This is a genomic window from Actinomadura oligospora ATCC 43269, assembly GCF_000518265.1.
Taxonomy (GTDB): Bacteria; Actinomycetota; Actinomycetes; order Streptosporangiales; family Streptosporangiaceae; genus Spirillospora; species Spirillospora oligospora.
This window is the reverse complement of the sequence record NZ_JADG01000013.1, coordinates 304,496-321,673: the sequence shown is the minus strand read 5'-3', so window position 1 is coordinate 321,673 and position 17,178 is coordinate 304,496. Positions and strand designations below refer to the sequence as shown.

15 protein-coding genes are annotated in these 17,178 nt (G+C 71.6%); 5 read left to right on the top strand and 10 right to left on the bottom strand.

Annotated features, from left to right (window positions below):
- Positions 1-82: 82 nt before the first annotated feature.
- Genes P696_RS0123515 through P696_RS0123490 form a run of 6 tightly spaced genes read right to left on the bottom strand, consistent with a single transcriptional unit; the run spans position 83 to position 6,576 of the window.
- Positions 83-1,564 carry an NADH-quinone oxidoreductase subunit N gene (locus P696_RS0123515; RefSeq protein WP_026414263.1) on the bottom strand — a complete coding sequence of 494 codons (1,482 nt, stop codon included), beginning with the start codon at positions 1,562-1,564 and terminating at the stop codon, positions 83-85.
- Positions 1,561-3,063 (bottom strand): complex I subunit 4 family protein, encoded by a 1,503-nt coding sequence (locus tag P696_RS0123510; protein ID WP_026414262.1) that lies wholly within the window; start codon positions 3,061-3,063, stop codon positions 1,561-1,563. The genes P696_RS0123515 and P696_RS0123510 overlap by 4 nt, the downstream gene beginning before the upstream one ends.
- Positions 3,060-5,165: an NADH-quinone oxidoreductase subunit L gene (locus tag P696_RS0123505; protein ID WP_026414261.1), complete on the bottom strand. Its 2,106-nt coding sequence runs from the start codon at positions 5,163-5,165 to the stop codon at positions 3,060-3,062. The genes P696_RS0123510 and P696_RS0123505 overlap by 4 nt, the downstream gene beginning before the upstream one ends.
- Positions 5,162-5,506 carry an NADH-quinone oxidoreductase subunit NuoK gene (nuoK, locus tag P696_RS47565; protein ID WP_051468044.1) on the bottom strand — a complete coding sequence of 115 codons (345 nt, stop codon included), beginning with the start codon at positions 5,504-5,506 and terminating at the stop codon, positions 5,162-5,164. Before nuoK ends, P696_RS0123505 begins: the two co-directional genes overlap by 4 nt.
- Positions 5,507-5,566: 60 nt before the next feature.
- Positions 5,567-6,115, bottom strand: coding sequence for an NADH-quinone oxidoreductase subunit J family protein (locus P696_RS0123495; RefSeq protein WP_026414260.1), 549 nt, complete (start codon positions 6,113-6,115; stop codon positions 5,567-5,569).
- Positions 6,112-6,576, bottom strand: coding sequence for a 4Fe-4S binding protein (locus tag P696_RS0123490; protein WP_051468043.1), 465 nt, complete (start codon positions 6,574-6,576; stop codon positions 6,112-6,114). Before P696_RS0123490 ends, P696_RS0123495 begins: the two co-directional genes overlap by 4 nt.
- A 149-nt stretch (positions 6,577-6,725) precedes the next feature.
- Between P696_RS0123490 and P696_RS0123485 the strand changes: the two genes are divergently transcribed.
- Complete coding sequence (locus P696_RS0123485) at positions 6,726-7,439, top strand: ComEA family DNA-binding protein (RefSeq protein WP_026414258.1); 714 nt, start codon at positions 6,726-6,728, stop codon at positions 7,437-7,439.
- Positions 7,440-7,554: 115 nt separating this feature from the next.
- Here the strand turns inward: P696_RS0123485 and P696_RS0123480 are convergent, their stop codons facing one another.
- From P696_RS0123480 to P696_RS0123465, 4 genes are read right to left on the bottom strand one after another with little or no spacing between them, the layout of a single operon-like run.
- Positions 7,555-8,511 carry a complex I subunit 1/NuoH family protein gene (locus P696_RS0123480; RefSeq protein ID WP_026414257.1) on the bottom strand — a complete coding sequence of 319 codons (957 nt, stop codon included), beginning with the start codon at positions 8,509-8,511 and terminating at the stop codon, positions 7,555-7,557.
- On the bottom strand, positions 8,504-9,061 hold the full coding sequence (locus P696_RS0123475; RefSeq protein ID WP_034486342.1) for an NADH-quinone oxidoreductase subunit C: 558 nt from the start codon (positions 9,059-9,061) through the stop codon (positions 8,504-8,506). The genes P696_RS0123480 and P696_RS0123475 overlap by 8 nt, the downstream gene beginning before the upstream one ends.
- On the bottom strand, positions 9,058-10,110 hold the full coding sequence (locus P696_RS59390) for an NADH-quinone oxidoreductase subunit B (protein ID WP_425394162.1): 1,053 nt from the start codon (positions 10,108-10,110) through the stop codon (positions 9,058-9,060). Before P696_RS59390 ends, P696_RS0123475 begins: the two co-directional genes overlap by 4 nt.
- Positions 10,107-10,478, bottom strand: a complete 372-nt coding sequence (locus P696_RS0123465) for an NADH-quinone oxidoreductase subunit A (RefSeq protein WP_026414254.1) — start codon at positions 10,476-10,478, stop codon at positions 10,107-10,109. The genes P696_RS59390 and P696_RS0123465 overlap by 4 nt, the downstream gene beginning before the upstream one ends.
- 172 nt (positions 10,479-10,650) lie before the next feature.
- Between P696_RS0123465 and P696_RS0123460 the strand changes: the two genes are divergently transcribed.
- The 4 genes from P696_RS0123460 to P696_RS0123445 all read left to right on the top strand — a co-directional run bounded on the left by P696_RS0123460 (position 10,651) and on the right by P696_RS0123445 (position 17,178).
- Positions 10,651-11,943, top strand: a complete 1,293-nt coding sequence (locus tag P696_RS0123460; protein WP_157429872.1) for a hypothetical protein — start codon at positions 10,651-10,653, stop codon at positions 11,941-11,943.
- Positions 11,944-12,054: 111 nt separating this feature from the next.
- Complete coding sequence (locus tag P696_RS0123455) at positions 12,055-13,398, top strand: hypothetical protein (protein ID WP_034486338.1); 1,344 nt, start codon at positions 12,055-12,057, stop codon at positions 13,396-13,398.
- A 115-nt stretch (positions 13,399-13,513) separates the two neighbouring features.
- Positions 13,514-14,770 (top strand): hypothetical protein, encoded by a 1,257-nt coding sequence (locus tag P696_RS0123450; RefSeq protein WP_157429871.1) that lies wholly within the window; start codon positions 13,514-13,516, stop codon positions 14,768-14,770.
- A 566-nt stretch (positions 14,771-15,336) separates the two neighbouring features.
- A complete protein-coding gene (locus P696_RS0123445) occupies positions 15,337-17,178 on the top strand; it encodes a 2-oxoacid:acceptor oxidoreductase subunit alpha (protein ID WP_026414250.1) in 1,842 nt (613 codons plus the stop codon).

Genomic DNA, 17,178 nt, shown 5'->3' with positions numbered 1-17,178 from the left:
GGCGTGACCTGGAAAAACGTTCCCTTCCGTCCGGAATGCCCCTGTGGGCGGGCGGCACCTCAGGCTGTCGCGCCTGGGCGCGTCAGGCAGTCGCGGAAGCTACGGCTGAGAGGACTAGTTGGGGTGCGATCGACAGGACCAGGGCGCCTGCGGTGGTCGCGACGATGGCTGCGCGGAGTGCGAGGCCGGGGCGGGGCGTCTCCTCCGCGGACGGGCCGGGCGGGCCGAAGACGCGGACGGCCCAGGCGAGGTAGTAGTACAGGCCGATGACGGTGTTCACGGCCATGACGACCGCGAGCCAGGTCACATCGCCCGCGACCGTCGCGCGGAAGACGACGACCTTCGCGAACAGGCCCATGACGCCCGGAGGCAGTCCGGCCAGGCAGATGAGGAAGAACGCGAGGGCCGTCCCGGAGACGGGGTCGCGGCGGGCGAGGCCTCGGAACCGGTCGATGGCGACGGGCGCGTCCCCGGCCCGCTGGACGGCGACGACGACCGCGAACGCGCCCAGGTTCATCACCGCGTAGAGCGCGACGTAGGCGGTGGTCGCGGCGACGGCCTCGGTGAGGCGGCGTTCGCCGACCGCGAGCGGCGCGAGCATGTAGCCGGACTGCGCGACCGACGACCAGGCCAGCAGCCGGATCGCGGTGCCCTGCCGCAGCGCCATCAGGTTCCCGAGCGTCATCGTGACGGCGGCCAGGACGGCGATGACCGGCCCCCACACGTGCCCGTAGGACGGCATGCCGAGCCCGACGACGATCGCCAGCCCGGCGAATCCGGCGGCCTTCGACACGACCGACAGGAACGCCGCGACCGGCAGCGGGGCGCCCTGGTAGACGTCCGGGGCCCAGAAGTGGAACGGAACGGCCGCGACCTTGAACGCGAATCCGGCCAGCACCAGCACCGCGCCGGCGGACGCGACCGGCTTCAGGTCGGCGGGCAGGCCGTGCAGCCCACCGGACAGCCGGTCGAGGTGCATCGCGCCGGTCACGCCGTACAGGAGGGAGATCCCGAACAGCATGACGGCGGTCGAGACGACCGAGACGAGGAACAGTTTCAGGGCGGCCTCGGCGGCGACGCCGTCCTGCCGGCGCAGGCCCACCAGCGCGAACACCGGGAGGGAGAGCGTCTCCAGGGCCACGACCAGGGTCACCAGGTCGCGGGCGGCGACCAGCGCGAGGGCGCCGACGATCGCCGAGAGCATCAGGAAGTGGTACTCGCCCGCGGGCAGGCCGTCCACGTCGATCGCGCGCAGCGACAGCAGGACGACGATGACGGCGGCGACGAGCACCAGCCCTTGGAACAGCAGCGTGAAGTCGTCGGTCACGTAGGAGCACGAGCGCGGGCCGGCGCCGCGAAGCCCGGACGGCACGCAGAACGTCCTGCGCCGCTCCCCCGCCGCGAGGACGATCACCGCGGCCAGGGCCGCGACGAGGAAGCCGCAGGTCAGGACGCCGAGCCAGCGGCGCGGGACGTCGAAGGCGTCGGCGAGGAGCACGACGACCGCCGCCACCGCGCAGAGCACCGGCGGCAGGATCGCGACGTAGTCGATCCCCTGGATCATCCAAGGCCTCCGAACAGGGCGCGGACGGGGTCGGACGTCACGGCAAGCAGGGTCTTCGGCCACACGCCGACCAGCAGGGTCAGCGCGACCAGCGGGACCCAGGCGGCGTACTCGTACACGCTCGGCGCCACGACAGCGGCGGCGCCCTCACGTGGGCGGCCGTGGGTGATCTTCGACAGGAGCCGCAGGAAGTAGGCGGCGGTCAGGACCGCGCCGAGGCCGCCGACCGCCATGAACGTCACGAACGCCGGACGGGACAGGCCCGCGTCCGGACGGTACGCGCCGAGCAGCGCGAGCATCTCGCCCCAGAACCCGGCGAGGCCGGGCAGCCCGAGGGACGCCACCGACGCGAAGGTGAGGAACGAGGCGAGCCGGGGCGCGGCGCCGAGCATGCCACCGCCGATCCGCTCGAGGTCGCCGGTGCCGTACCGGTCCTTGACGGACCCGGCGAGGAAGAACAGCAGGCCGGTGATCAGGCCGTGCGCGATGTTGCCGAACAGCGCCGCGTTGACGCCGACCGGGGTGAGCGTCGCGATGCCGAGCAGGACGAAGCCCATGTGCCCGACGGACGAGTAGGCGATCATCCGCTTGAGGTCGGTCTGCGCGAGGCAGGCGAGCGCGCCGTAGACGATCCCGATCACCGCGAGCAGGCCGAGCGCCAGGGCGCAGGAGCGGGCGCCGTCCGGCGCGGACGGGACGGCGATCCGCACGAGCCCGTAGGTGCCCATCTTCAGCAGCACCCCGGCGAGCAGGACGGACCCGGCCGTCGGTGCCTCGGTGTGCGCGTCCGGCAGCCAGGTGTGCAGCGGCCACATCGGGGCCTTCACCCCGAAACCCAGCATCATCAGCAGGAACCCGGTGACCTGGACGCCGTGCGAGACGCCCGCGCCGTGCCGCCGTGCGAGCTCGGTCATGTCGAGCGTCCCGGCGTTCACCGCGATGAGCAGCATCCCTGCGAGCAGAAGCCCGGACCCGAGCAGCGTGTACAGGATGAACTTGGTCGCCGCCGCGCGCCGTCCGGGGCCGCCCCACAGCAGGATCACCGCGAACATCGGGATCAGGACGACCTCGAAGAACACGAAGAACAGGATCAGGTCGAGCGCGACGAACGTGCCGAGCATCCCGATCTCCAGGACGAGCAGCAGCGCCGTGAACAGCCGCAGCCGTCCGCCCGCCGGGGGATGCCGGTGCGTGTAGAGGAGGCAGAGGAACGTCAGCAGCGCGGTCAGCACGACCAGCGGCAGCGAGATCCCGTCCACGCCGAGGTGGAACCGCAGCCCGATGGACGGCTCCCAGGTCCGGTTCACCGCGAGTTGCGCCCGGGACGCGTCCGAGAAGTCGAACGCCGTCACCGCCGACAGTCCGACCAGCAGCGTCGCGCCCGACACGAGGATCCCGAACCGGCCGAGCGACGCGTCGTCCGGCAGGAAGCGCCGCTTCGGGACGAGCAGCGCGAGCGCCGCGCACGCCGGGATCGCCATCATCAGCAGGAAGATCACTTGAAGATCACCACCAGGGCCGTGATGACGACCACGCCGCCGAGCAGCGCGGTCAGGTAGGACTGGGCGTTGCCGTTCTGCGGGATCCGCAGCGCGCCGCCGAGCCTGCGCGCGGCGCGGGCCGTCCCGACGACGGCCGCGTCGATCCCGACCCGGTCGATGACGGCGACTCCGCGCGCCAGCGCCAGGACGGGCCGGACGATCACCAGCGCGTACAGCTCGTCCAGGTAGAACGCCTTCGCGAACACCGGACGCACCGGGCCGAGCATCCGCGCGGGATCCCGTGCCGGATCGCGGTTCCAGATCATCCACACCCCGCCGAACCCGGCCGCCACGAGGACGACCCCCAGCAGGGACGACACCAGCTCGGGACGTAGCTCGGACGCGCCGAGCCCGAAGAACCCCAGGATCGCGGCGGGCACGGCCAGCGCCATCACAGGCCACGTCATCAGCTTCGGCGGCTCGTGCGTGCGCGCGACGCCAGGCGGCTCGTCCGCAGGCGCGTCGCCGCCCGCCTCGTGCGCAGGCGCGCTGCCGGGCGGCTCGGGCGCGTGTGCATCGCCAGGCGGCTCGTGCGCAGGCGCGGTGGCAGGCGGCTCGTTGGCGAGCGCGGTGGGAGGCGGCTCGTGGGCGTGGGCTTTGGTGCGTGGCTCACCGAAGAAGGTCATCAGCCATGCGCGGGCGGAGTAAGCCGCTGTGAGCGCGACCGTGAGGAGGAGCCCGAGGTAGATCGTCCAGGCCACCCACCCCGGCAGGTGGTGGGTGACGCTGACGTACTCGAAAGTGACGGTCGGGGCCCCTGACACCGTCGGCGGGCTGGGCGGCACGACCGGCTGAACCGTTTGGTCGATCAACGAGGCGGCGGTCTGGCTGGCGAGGGCGTAGTCGCCGTGGTGGAGGGCGCCGTGCTGGGCGGCGGCGATGACGGCGTCCTTGCTGAACCAGCCGCTGAAGGCCGGGACGCCGACGAGAGCGGCGAAGCCGATAGACATCGTCCAGAAGGTGATCGGCATCGTGCGGCGGAGGCCGCCGTAGCGGGCGAGCAGGTTCGTGGCGGTCGCGTGGATGACACAGCCCGCCGCCAGGAACAACAGCGCCTTGAAGGCGGCGTGCGTGACCAGGTGGAAGATCGCCGCCGAGCGCGCTCCGACCGCGAGCGCGGCGGCCATCACGGCGAGCTGGCTGATCGTCGAGTAGGCGAGGACGCGTTTCAGGTCGTCCTGGGCGAGGGCGGCCAGCGCGGAGCCGACCATCGACACGACCGCGACGAGGCCGAGCACGGTCAGCGCGGACGGGACGAGCCAGAACACGGGGTAGACGCGCGCGACGAAGTAGATCCCGGCCGCGACCATCGTCGCCGCGTGGATGAGGGCGCTGATCGGAGTCGGGCCCACCATCGCGTCCGGGAGCCAGGTGTGCAGCGGGAACTGCGCCGACTTGCCGACGACTCCGCACAGCAGCAGGAGCGCCGCGGCGGTGAGCGTCGTGTGGGACATGCTCCCTGCGCGTGCGAGGACGTCCGAGATGGTGAAGGACTTGGCGGCGACGCCGAGGACGAAGATGCCGAACAGGAACCCGACGTCGCCGAGCCGTGTCACCAGGAAGGCCTTGACGGCGGCGCGGGAGTTCGCGCGGTCCTCCCAGTGGTGGCCGATCAGGAAGTACGAGCAGACGCCCATGACCTCCCAGCCGACGTACAGCAACAGGAGGTCGCCCGCGAAGACGACCAGCAGCATCGCGGCGGTGAACAGCGAGATGAACGCCGCGTAGGACGGGTAGCGCGGGTCGTCCGCCATGTAGGCGACCGAGTACACCTGGACGGCGAGCGCGACGCAGCACACCATGATCCCGACGAGCCCGGACAGGCCGTCCACCTGGAGTCCGACGCGGATCGGCAGCGAGCCGGTCTGGATCAGGGTGAGCGTGCCGGCGCGCTCGCCGGGCGACCGCCACACGGCGAACGCGACGATCGCTGCCAGGACGGTCGAGACCGCGACCGGGACGCACGCGACCCACGGCTGCGGCAGGCGGCGTCCGCCGAGCATCCCGGCGAACGCGCCGGCGAACGGGAGCAGGACGACCAGCGCCGCCAGCGTGATCACTTGACCGCCTCCCGCTCCGCGGCCGTGGCCCGCCCGGGCTCGGCGAGGGACCGGAGCCGGTCGACGTCGATCATCCGGCGGTTCCGGAACACCAGCAGGACGATGGCGAGGCCGAGCCCCACCTCGGCGGCGGCGATCACGATGGTGAACAGGGTGAGGACCTGGCCGCCGTGCAGGCGGTCGCGCAGGTGCACGTCGAACGCGACGAGGTTGAGGTTCACCGCGTTCAGCATCAGCTCGACCGACATCAGCACGAGGATCGCGTTGCGCCGCGCGAGCACCCCGTAGACCCCGGCGGAGAACAGCAGCGCGGCCGTGACGAGCGGGAAGGCGAGATGCATCAGCGGTCCCTCCGGTCCATCAGCGGTCCCTCCGGTCCATCTGCGGGTTCCTGCCGGGCATCAGCGGTCCTTCCGGGACGCGAGGTCCGTCCTGGACAGGACGATCGCGCCGACGAGCGCGGCGAGCAGGAGCACCGACAGGACCTCGAACGGCAGCACCCAGGTGCGGAACACGGCTTCGCCGAGGTGTTCGGCACTGCCGTTCGCCTGGGCCGGGCAGGACGCGGCGTCCGGGCACTGCGGGGCGTCGTTCAGCTTCGTCCCACGAAAGCCCATGACCAGCACGGTGACCAGCAGCGCGGCCGTGCCGAGGGCGACGGCGAGCGCGGCCCAGCGGTTGCCGGAGTCCAGGTTCTCGGACGGCCCGACCGGCGCTCGCGTCAGCATGATTCCGAACAGCAGCAGCACGACGACCGCGCCGACGTAGATGAGCACCTGCACCCAGGCGACGAACTCGGCGGTCAGCACCAGGTAGCAGCCCGCGAGCGCGCCGAACGACACGACCAGCCACAGCGCCGCGTGGACGAGCTGACGCGTCGTCACGACCAGCAGGCCCGCGCCCACCGCGACCACTCCGAGCAGCGCGAACACCACGTCCCGGCCGGTCATCGGCGGTCTCCGCGTTCGGCGGCCTTCTGCGCCGCCTGGACTTCCTTGGTCGGCTCGGCGCGCTCGTCCGGGGCCTGCGGCGGCGGGACGGTCCACATCCACTCGCGCAGGCGGTCGCGTTCGTGGGTGAGTTCGGCGATGTCGTACTCGGCGTACTCGAACTCCGGCGACCAGAACAGCGCGTCGAACGGGCACGCCTCGATGCAGATGCCGCAGTACATGCACAGCGCGAAGTCGATGGCGAACCGGTCGAGGACGTTGCGGGTGCGCGGGCGTCCGCCGCCCTCGGCGGGCAGCGTCTCCTTGTGCGAGTCGATGTAGATGCACCAGTCCGGGCACTCGCGCGCGCAGAGCATGCAGACGGTGCAGTTCTCCTCGAAGAGCGCGATCACCCCCCGGCTGCGCGGCGGGAGGTCCGGTTCGGCCTCCGGGTACTGCCGCGTGATAGAACGCCTGGTCATCGTCCGCAACGTGACGGCGAGCCCCTTGGCAAGCCCGCCTCCTGGCAACCGTCCCACGGGCCCATGATTGCGTAACCGGCCTCGATGGGGAACGCGCCGGGCGCCACGTTCGTCTGTTCGGGTGTGGGCGGGGAAGGAGGAGGCGCAGCGTGACACCGGGTTCCGATCGTCGATTCCCGGACGGGCCATTGCCGTCCGGCCGCCATCCCCTGCCGTCCGTCCCGTCGCCGAAGCCGCTCCTCGCGCCCGGCCTCGGCTGGGCGGTCATCCCCTTCGTGACGCTCGGCTGGGGCACTCCTCTCTCGTTCCTGTACGCGTCGGTGCGGAGGCGGTCGGCCGGGCTCGCGCTCGGCGCGGCGGCCTACACGTTCGGGATCGGGCTCTCGATGCTCCTGTGGAGCGTCGGCGACATCTTCATGTTCCTGCTCGGCAGCTTCCTGATGACGACGGTGTGGATCGCCGGAACGGCCAACGCGTTCGCCGTCCGGTCCTCGGTTTTCACGCCCACCGCGACGCACGACCGGGCGAACGAGTACGCCGTCCGCGCCGTGCAGTACCGGCGCGAGCTGCGCGCGGAGGCCCGCCGCCTCTGCGCCGACGATCCCGCGCTCGCGCACGAACTCCGGATCGGGCGTCCCGACCTGCAGGGCACCTACGACGACGGCGGCCTGGTCGATGTGAACCACGCCCCGGCCACCGTCCTCGGCACCCTGCCCGGGCTGACGTCCGAGCTGGTCGACCGGATCGTCGCGCACCGCGCCGAGCACGGCGGGTTCACCTCGGTCGAGGAGCTCTCCGTGGACGTCGACCTCCCGCCCTCGCTGGGCCCGAAGCTCAAGGAGTACGTGGTCTTCCTCGACTGAGGCGGGAGCCGCGGGGGGAGGCGAGGTTCAGCGGGGCGCGGTCAGGCCGAGGGCTTGGTCGGCGTGGGCGCGGTCAGGCGGGCCCGGTCAGGCGGGCGAGGTCAGGCGGGCGGGGTCAGGCGAGGGCGATCGTGAGGACGCCGGTCAGGGCGAGCTGCGCGAGGGAGAGCGGGACGAGCCAGGCCCACGCGAGTTTCTGCAGCTGGTCCTCGCGCAGGCGCGGGTAGCTGACGCGGAACCAGATGACGACGAAGGCCAGCGCGAACACCTTGGCGAGCGTCCAGAGCCAGCCGAGCTGACCGTCCAGGAAGGGGCCCTTCCAGCCGCCGAGGAACAGGACGGTCGTCAGCGCGCACAGCACGACGATGCCCGCGTACTCGGCGAGCAGGAACAGCGCGAACCGCAGCCCGCCGTACTCGGTGTACGGACCGAAGATGATCTCGGAGTCGGCGACCGGCATGTCGAACGGCGGACGGCGCAGCTCGGCGAGGCCCGCGACGAAGAACACCACGCCGCCGACCAGCTGCCACGGCAGCCAGTACCAGCGCCACTGCTCGACGATCCCGGACAGCGACAGCGTCCCGGCGGCCATCGCGACCGAGGCCGCGGTGAACACCATCGGCAGCTCGTAGGACATCAGCTGCGCCGCGACCCGCATCCCGCCGAGCAGGGAGTACTTGTTCGCGCTCGCCCAGCCCGCCATGATCGCGCCGATCACGCCGACGCCCATCACGGCGAGCGCGAAGAACACGCCGGGGCCGAGGTCCAGCGCGACCTGACCGTGCGGTCCGACCGGGACGACCAGCAGCACCAGCAGGTACGGGACGAGCGCGACCGCCGGGGCCAGCTTGAAGATCCGCCGGTCCGCGGCGGCGGGGACGACGTCCTCCTTCTGGACGAACTTGACCCCGTCGGCGACCAGCTGCGCCCAGCCGTGGAACGCCCCGGCGTACATCGGGCCGAGCCGTCCCTGCATGTGCGCCATGACCTTGTGCTCGGCCTGCCCGACCAGCAGCGGCAGCACCGCGAACGCGGCGGCGACCAGCACCAGCTTGACGACGACCTCAAGCATGCGAGGGCCCCCAGTCGTCCGGGACGCCCGGCGGGCGGACGCGGCGGCGCGACGGCGCGCCGTGCCCCGACTCGCCCGGTTCCTTCGCACCCGGCCACGGCTTGGCGACGCGCGAGGCGAGGACGAAGTCCTTGCGCAGCGGATGGCCCTCGAACCCGTCCGGGAGCAGCAGCGGGACGAGGTTCGGGTGGCCGTCGAAGACGATCCCGAACATCTCGAACGTCTCGCGCTCGTGCCAGTTCGCGCCGCGGAACACGCCGGTCGCCGTCGGGAGCGCCGGGTTCTCACGCGGGACGCGCGTGCGCACGAGCAGGTGGTGTTTGCCCTCGAGCGAGTACAGGTGGACAACGATGGCGAAGCCGTCTTCGAGCTCGTCCACGGCGGTGAGCCAGTCGAAGAAGGCGCAGCCGAGGTCGTCGCGGGCGAACGTCAGGGCGTCCAGCCAGGATTCGACGGGGACGTCCGCGGTGACCTCGCCGTGGCTCTCCGACGTGGCGGCCTCGTCGGCGAAGCGGGTCGTCCACGCCTCGGACAGCTCGGCGGGCGTCACCGCGTCCTGCCCATCTGGTCGTCGCCACCGTCGTCGTCCATGAGGCCGGGGATGATCGACGGGTCGTGGTCCTCGAGGCGTGACCTGCGCTTACGCCCGTTGCCGTTGCCGTTCTCGGCGGATGGCGGCGTCTCCAGGGGACGCGTCGCGTCCGGGTGCCCCACGGTTCTGGTGGGGATGGTCGGGGCATCCGGCTCAACGGCGGCGGGCTCGGCGGTCGGCTCGGTCACTGGTGGGACGGGCCTCGTCGCGGCCGTGTCCGGGGACTCGGGTTGGGGCACGGGCTGCGTGATCGCGTCCGACGCGGGCGGCTCGGGCTCGGGCCGGGGTTCCGGCGCGGGCTCGGGCTCGGGTTCGGGCGGCGGCGGGGCGGGTTGGATCGGGCGGCGCAGCACCGTGGCCGGAAGTGGACGCGGCGGAGGCGGCGGCAGGACGGTCTCGGCGCCGGACCCGCCCTGGTACCGGTCGCCGAGCGACTCGGCGGCGATCTTCTCCTGGAGGCGGATGATGCCGTGCAGCAGCGCCTCGGGACGCGGCGGGCAGCCGGGCACGTACACGTCCACCGGGATGATCTGGTCGACGCCCTTGGTGACGCAGTACGAGTCCCAGTAGGGGCCGCCGCAGTTGGAGCACGCGCCGAACGAGATGACGTACTTCGGCTCGGGCATCTGCTCGTACAGGCGGCGGACGGCCGGGGCCATCTTGTCGCTGACCGTCCCGGACACCACCATCAGGTCGGCCTGGCGGGGGCCGGGCGCGAACGGGATCACGCCGAGCCGGATGAAGTCGTGGCGGCTCATCGACGTCGCGATGAACTCGATGGCGCAGCAGGCGAGCCCGAAGTTGAAGACCCACAGCGAGTAGCGGCGCCCCCAGTTGAGGACGAACCGCACCGGCTTGGGCGCGAGCCGGGACAGGGGACCGACGGTGGGCGACGGAAGATCCACGGCGCTCATGCCGCCATTGTGACCCACGCCCTTCGCCGCGCCGCCCACACCGCCGCGCGCGCCGGAGACCTGGTCGCCCACACCGTCGCGCGCGCCGCTCATACCCATGACAGGACGCCCTTCTTGCCCGCGTAGGCGAGGCCGACGGCGAGGAAGGCCAGGAAGACGAACATCTCCCCCAGCGTCGTCATGCCGTAGCCCGGCGCGGAGAACACCGTCGCCCAGGGGAAGAGGAACACCGCGTCCACGGCGAACACGACGTACAGGTACGCGAAGACGTAGTAGCGGACGTAGGACTGCGCCCACCCGTCGCCGACCGGGTCGACGCCGCACTCGTAGGTGGTGAGCTTCTCTCCGGTCGGACGGTTCGGACGCAGCAGCCGGTTCGCGGCGAGGCCGCCGCCGACGATGCCGCCGCCGACCGCGAGCAGCGCGGCGACGACGCCGTACGTGTGGAAATAGTCCTGCACGGGCTCCTCCGTGGCCGGGTCCCGTCAAGTATCCCCGACCGGCTCCGGCGTGAGGCGTAGCGCGGCCCACGCATCTGACGGGTTCACAAACCGGATTCTTCGCCTCACGTTGGTGGGAGGAAACACCTCGTTCAGGTGGATTCCGACGGCAGGCGCGGCGACCGGAGAGGACGTGATCACCATGGGCACACCGCCGTCCGGCTGGGAGCCTCCGTCCGGACGTCCCGAATGGTGGGAGATGCCAGGGCCCGCCACGCCCCCGCCGTCCCCTCCTCCACCGGGGCCGCAGTACGGGCCGCACGGGGGTTCGGAGGAGGGCGCGAGCACGCCGCCGCCGTTCTATCCCGCGCGTCCGGGCGAGGTTCCCGCGCCGACGGGCGGGTCTCCGCCGACGGGCGCGCGCCGACGGACGGGACTCGTCGTCGGAGTGGCGTTCGGGACGCTCCTGCTCCTCGGGCTCGTGAGCGTGGCGGTCGTCCTGACCGTCCGGGAGAACACGAAGGAGAAGCCGCGCGACACGTTGCTCAAGGCGGCCTCCGCGCTCGCGAACGTCCGCACGCTCACCTACTCCGGGACCATCAGTTCCACGTCGCAGACGCTGACCGGGAAGCTGAAAGTGACCAAAGGTGGCCGCGCGTACGGACCGGTGACCTGGGGTGGCACCGCCGCGACGCTGCTCGCCGCAGACGGGCGTGTCTTTCTGAAGGAACCGAAGTCGGCGTGGACGAGTCGGATGCAGGTGTACACAACGGACGCCGCGCTCCTCCCGGACGGCGACTACTGGGGAGCCATCGCCCCGGACGAGCTCGGCCTGGACTTCAAGGGCGCGCTGTCGCCGCCCGCGATGGCCGCGCTGATGCGCCGGTACGCGGGGCTGCGCACGACCCGGTCCGAGACGACGGCGCGCGGCCGCAAGGCGATCAAGATCAGCACGAGTGACGTCGCGTTCTACATTTCCCGGACGGGCGGGCACGAACTGCTGCGGTACGAGTTGTCCTATCCGAAGATCGCGGCGGATGTGACGGCTCAGCCGGTGTCGGCGGGGCCCGCTACGGTCGCGGACGTGATGACCGACATGGGACGGCTCGGCGACGCGTTCGACGCGTCCCGGCGCGCGAAGGTGGCCGCGAAGCCGGAGTTCACCGGCTGCGGCACGTTCGGCCGTCCCTGCACGGTCAGCGTGAAGGTCCAGCCGGATCCGGGCACGTCCGGACCGGCCCGGATCAGGGCGTACTTCCGCCTGGCGTCGGAGCGGAACGGAGGGGGCAAGGTGTTCGGCGACTGCCGGGCGGACGGCGTCGTCCCGGCGGGGCAGTCGCAACCGGTCCAGTGCACGGTCTCCGGCGGCGAGTGGGCGAAGCACGGTAGCGAGTACAAGACGGTGTGGGTCTACACCGCCGCGTTCCAACTGGCGATGGGCCTTCAGGACGTTCCCCGCATGCAACGCGCACTGGCCGACGAATAACTCAAAGCTCACAATTAACCGTCAATTGGGGGCTCAGGGATCAAGGACCCCCACCTTTGCTGCACACTGGACAGGCATTTGAGGTCATATGACCTGGAAGGATGTGACCGGATGAGCAGTCCTCCGCCGCCACCGCCCGGATGGGACCCCCCGGCCGGTCCCTCCTGGCCGCCTCCGCCGCCCGAGGGCCCCGGAGGTCCCGGTGGGGCGGGCGGGCCCGGGTATCCCGGCGCGCCCGGAGCGCCCGGCGCTCCCGGATACGGGCCGCCCGGCGTGCCTGGAGCGCCCGGCTACGGCACGCCCGAAACGCCGCCGCCGTTCTACAGCCCGCCGCCGCCCGGCCCCGGCATGCCGCCCGGACCGGGGATGCCCCCGCCGATGGCGCCCCCCAAGTCGGGAGGCAACGGCGGCCTGATCGCCGCGATCATCGGCGGCGCGGTGCTGCTCGTCGCGATCATCGTGGTCGTGGTCGTCGTCGTGGTCGTCAACAACGGCGGCCAGAAGCCGGCCGACCGCCTCACCAAGGCCGCCGACGCCGTCGCCGCCGCGCGCGTGCTCAGCTACAAGGGCACGATCGGCTCGTCGTCGGACTCGCTGAACGGCGAGATCAAGGTGACCAAGGGCGGTCGCGCCTACGGGCCCGTCCAGTGGAGCGGCCAGAACGTCACGTTCCTGTCGGCCGACGACAAGCTGTTCGTGAAGGCGCCCAAGTCGTACTGGTCGGGCAAGTTCACCTCCACGGTCAACTCCGGGATGCTCAAGGACGGCGACCAGTGGGGCGCGCTGAGCTCCAGCGACCTCTCGGTCGACTTCAAGGAGGACCTCACTCCGACCGCGGTCGCCGACGAGATGCGCAAGTACAGCAAGTACCGCCTCACGACGACCAAGACGACGGCGCAGGGCAAGAAGGCCATCAAGATCACCGCGATCGGGACGAGCTTCTACGTCACGGCCGACGGCGACCCGCAGCTGCTGCGCTACGAGAGCAGCTACCCGACGGTCAGCGCGGACGTCACCCCGCTGTCCGGCGGCGCGGCGGCCCCGGCGCTCGGCGACATGCGGTCCCAGATGGGACAGCTGTCGGACGCGGTCGACTCCGACCACACCGCCCGCATCCAGGGCAAGGCGCAGTTCGTCAGCTGCAAGTCCTTCGGCAACCCGTGCACGGTGAAGGCCGAGGTCTGGAGCATCCGCGGCTCGCTGTCGTCCATCACGGTCAAGGTCACCTTCAAGCTGACCGAGAAGCAGGACGGCGGGAAGTACTTCGGCGACTGCACCAGCTCCGGCACGGTCACGTCCTACGACGACGTCCCGGTGCAGTGCACGATCTCCGGCGGCGAGTGGGCCCGGACGGGCAAGAACTACAACCGGGTGTGGGTGACGCCGTACGCGGTGTCGCTCGCCATGTCGTCCGCCGACGTCCAGACGCTCCAGCGGAACCTGGACTCCGAGTGACGGCCTCGGGGTAAGAGCGGGAGACCCGGCATGCGGAGTGCCGGACGGGCTGCACCAGTGCGTCCCGTCCGGCACTCTTTGTTCTTGATCCGGTCGTCGGCAGGAAGAGCGCTGCGTGAGTTCCAATCAGGAGGGGACGTCCCCCGCACCCCCTTCTCCCCCCGTCGGGAACCTTCCACCTGAGACGCCCGGCCTGCCCGGGGCGCCCGTCCCACCTGAGGCACCCGTCCCGGGCGGGGTGGCGGGGGCGCCTGGGAAGAAGGCGCTCGGGCGGGTGCTCGGAGTGCCGTCGCCGGTGCTCATCGCGGGTGCGGCGGTGGTCGCGATCGCGCTGGGGGCCGCGGCGTTCATGCTGACCGGCGGTGACTCGGGGAAGAAGCGGCGGGGCGGCGCGAAGCCGCAGGCCACCGCGCCCTGGGCGTCGGCCGCGCGGCAGCGGCTGCTGGCGGCGACGGGCGTCCGCTACGACGGGACGGTCCGCAGCGACGGAAAGCCCGTCCGCCTGACGCTGACCGTGTTCGCGGGCGGCGCGGCGTCCGGGACGCTCACCGCGGGTCCCGAGCACGCGGACGTCGTCGCGGCGGGCGGCGACACCTACATTCGCGCCGCCGCGTCCTTCTGGAAGACCTACGGCGGCGAGGCCGAGCACGCCGCCGACTACGCGGGACGCTGGACGAAGGCCCCCGCGAACCTGCCCGGCCTGGACGTCAGGGCCGTGTTCGCGCCGGACACGATCGCCAAGCGGCTCGCGTCCGCGCCGGACAAGCCGTCCACCGAGAACGTCGGGAACGTCCGCGCGTACCGGGTGAAGACGCCGCGCGCCGACTACCTCGTCGGGGCGGACGCGCCGAACCCGCTCCTGAAGGTGCAGGCGGCGGCCGGCGACGAGCCGGTGTTCACGGTCGGTGCCGTCCCCGACGCGAAGAAGGCGTTCGCCGAGGTGCGCGGACGCGTCGCCGCGCTCGCGGGGGCCGCCGACCCGGCGCTCCGGTTCCGTCCGGGCAAGCTGAGCTTCGTCAACTGCGACCAGAACACCGAGGCGTGCACGGTCAGCGTCCCGGCCACCCTCGTCCGCCCGGACGGCGCCCCGCCGCAGGGCGCGCGGGCGACGCTGCGCGTGACGATCCTGGCGGAACACCGCGCTCTCGGCTCCTGCACGGGTTCGGGGGCCGTCCCGTCGAACGGCTCGCTCGTGCTGCGGTGCACAGTGGCGAGCAAGGGCTGGCGGTCCTGGATGCGGTCGGCGCTGGACGATCCGGGCGCGCACGCGTACGAGGCTCAGGCAAGGGTGCTGGGCGAGGCCGTCTCGTCGTCCCGCGTCCCGCAGCTGCTCGCCCAGCTCGACCGGCGCCGTCCGACCGGCACCCCCTGACCAGCCGTGGCGCGACAGGGGACCATGAGAACCGTGACCTGGGACACAGGGGAGATTCGGGACAGGGGGCGGTGCACACCGGGGCGCAAGCCGCTGCTTATAGTGCGTGGCGTGAAACCCGTGCCCCCGGGGAGCCTCCGACGTGCCGTGCTCGTCCGGCGACTCCACGTCGACTACTGCCGACTGACCAGCTGCCTGTGTCGACGTCGTGCCTGACGCCCTGACCCGCGATCGCCCCTGAGCCGGGGACGCCGGGTCGGCCCCGGTACGGGATCCCGGCGGACGCCTTGGACGTCCGGGCGTCCCGGCAGCCGATCCCGCCGGTTTCGGAGCCGCCCCGGACGGTGCGTCCTCCGGTCCGGAACGGCCTGATTCCCGTACCGCGCAAGGACGGAGATACGACGGCCCCGCACGGGTGCTACCCCTGAGATTGCGGGGCCTGGGCTCGACGGTATGCCGACCGAGGCACCGCGGCCCGGACATACGATGAAGGTAAGCCTAAGTAGCGCCATGATCCCGGTTTCCTCCTCCGGGACGGACGCTGCGCGTCGAGGAGGTCTTCCTCTGTGACCAAACAGGTCCAGCAACTCGACCGCGTCATCATCCGCTTCGCCGGTGACTCCGGTGACGGTATGCAGTTGACCGGTGACCGCTTCACCCAGGAGACGGCGGCGTTCGGCAACGACTTGTCGACCCTGCCGAACTTCCCGGCCGAGATCCGCGCCCCGGCCGGCACCCTCCCCGGCGTGTCCAGCTTCCAGTTGCACTTCGCCGACCACGACATCCTGACCCCCGGCGACGCGCCGAACGTGCTCGTCGCGATGAACCCGGCGGCGCTCAAGGCCAACCTCGGCGACCTGCCGCGCGGCGCCGACCTGATCGTCAACACCGACGAGTTCACCAAGCGGAACCTGGCCAAGGTCGGGTACGCGGCGAGCCCGGTCGAGGACGAGTCGCTCAGCGAGTTTCGGGTGCACGCGCTGCCGCTCACCTCGATGACGGTCAAGGCGCTCGCGGACTTCGACATCTCCAAGAAGGACGCCGAGCGGGCCAAGAACATGTTCGCCCTCGGGCTTCTGTGCTGGCTCTACCACCGTCCCACCGAGGGCACGGTCTCCTTTCTGGAACGTAAGTTCGCCAAGAAGCCCGAGATCATGAAGGCCAACATCGCGGCCTTCCAGGCGGGCTGGTCGTTCGGCGAGACCACCGAGGCGTTCTCCGTCCAGTACGAGATCAAGCCCGCCGAGCACGCGCCCGGCCTGTACCGCAACATCACCGGCAACACCGCGCTGGCCTACGGGCTGGTCGCGGCCGGCGAGCGCAGCGGCCTGCCGGTGTTCCTCGGCTCCTACCCGATCACCCCGGCCTCCGACATCCTGCACGAGCTGTCCCGGCACAAGCGGTTCGGCGTCCGGACGTTCCAGGCCGAGGACGAGATCGCGGCGGTCGGAGCGGCGCTCGGCGCGTCCTTCGGCGGCTCGCTCGGCGTCACCACCACCTCCGGGCCGGGCATCGCGCTGAAGTCGGAGACGATCGGCCTCGCGGTCGCGACCGAGCTTCCGCTGCTGGTCATCGACGTGCAGCGGGCCGGGCCGTCCACGGGTCTGCCGACCAAGACCGAGCAGGCCGACCTCATGCAGGCCATGTACGGCCGCAACGGCGAGGCCCCCGTCCCGGTTGTCGCGCCGCGCTCCCCGTCGGACTGCTTCGACGCCGCGCTGGAGGCCGCCCGGATCGCGGTCAAGTACCGCACCCCGGTGATCGTCCTGTCGGACGGCTACCTCGCCAACGGCTCCGAGCCCTGGAAGATCCCCGCGGTCGACTCCCTGCCGATGATCGAGCCGGGCTTCGCCGAGGCGGACCAGGACGACTTCCAGCCCTTCAGGCGCGACCCCGAGACGCTCGCGCGTCCGTGGGCCGTGCCCGGCACCCCCGGCCTGGAGCACCGGATCGGCGGCCTGGAGAAGGCCGACGGGTCCGGCAACATCTCCTACGACGGGGCGAACCACGACAAGATGGTCCGCCTGCGGCAGGCCAAGGTCGACGGCATCGCGAACGACGTCGAGCCGCTCGAGGTGGACGACCCGTCCGGCGAGGCCCGGGTGCTGGTGCTCGGCTGGGGCGGCACGTACGGCGCGATCTCCGCGGCCGTCCGGCGCGTACGCAAGTCCGGTGGCACGATCGCCCAGGCGCACCTGCGGCACCTCAACCCGTTCCCGGCCAACACCGAGGCCGTCCTCCGTTCCTACGACAAGGTCGTGGTGCCGGAGATCAACCTCGGGCAGCTCGCGATGCTGCTGCGCGGCCGGTTCCTCATCGACGTCGTCAGCTACAACCGCGTGCGCGGCCTGCCCTTCAAGGCCGAGGAGCTCGCGGGCGTGATCCGGGATGTGATCGACAGTGAGTGA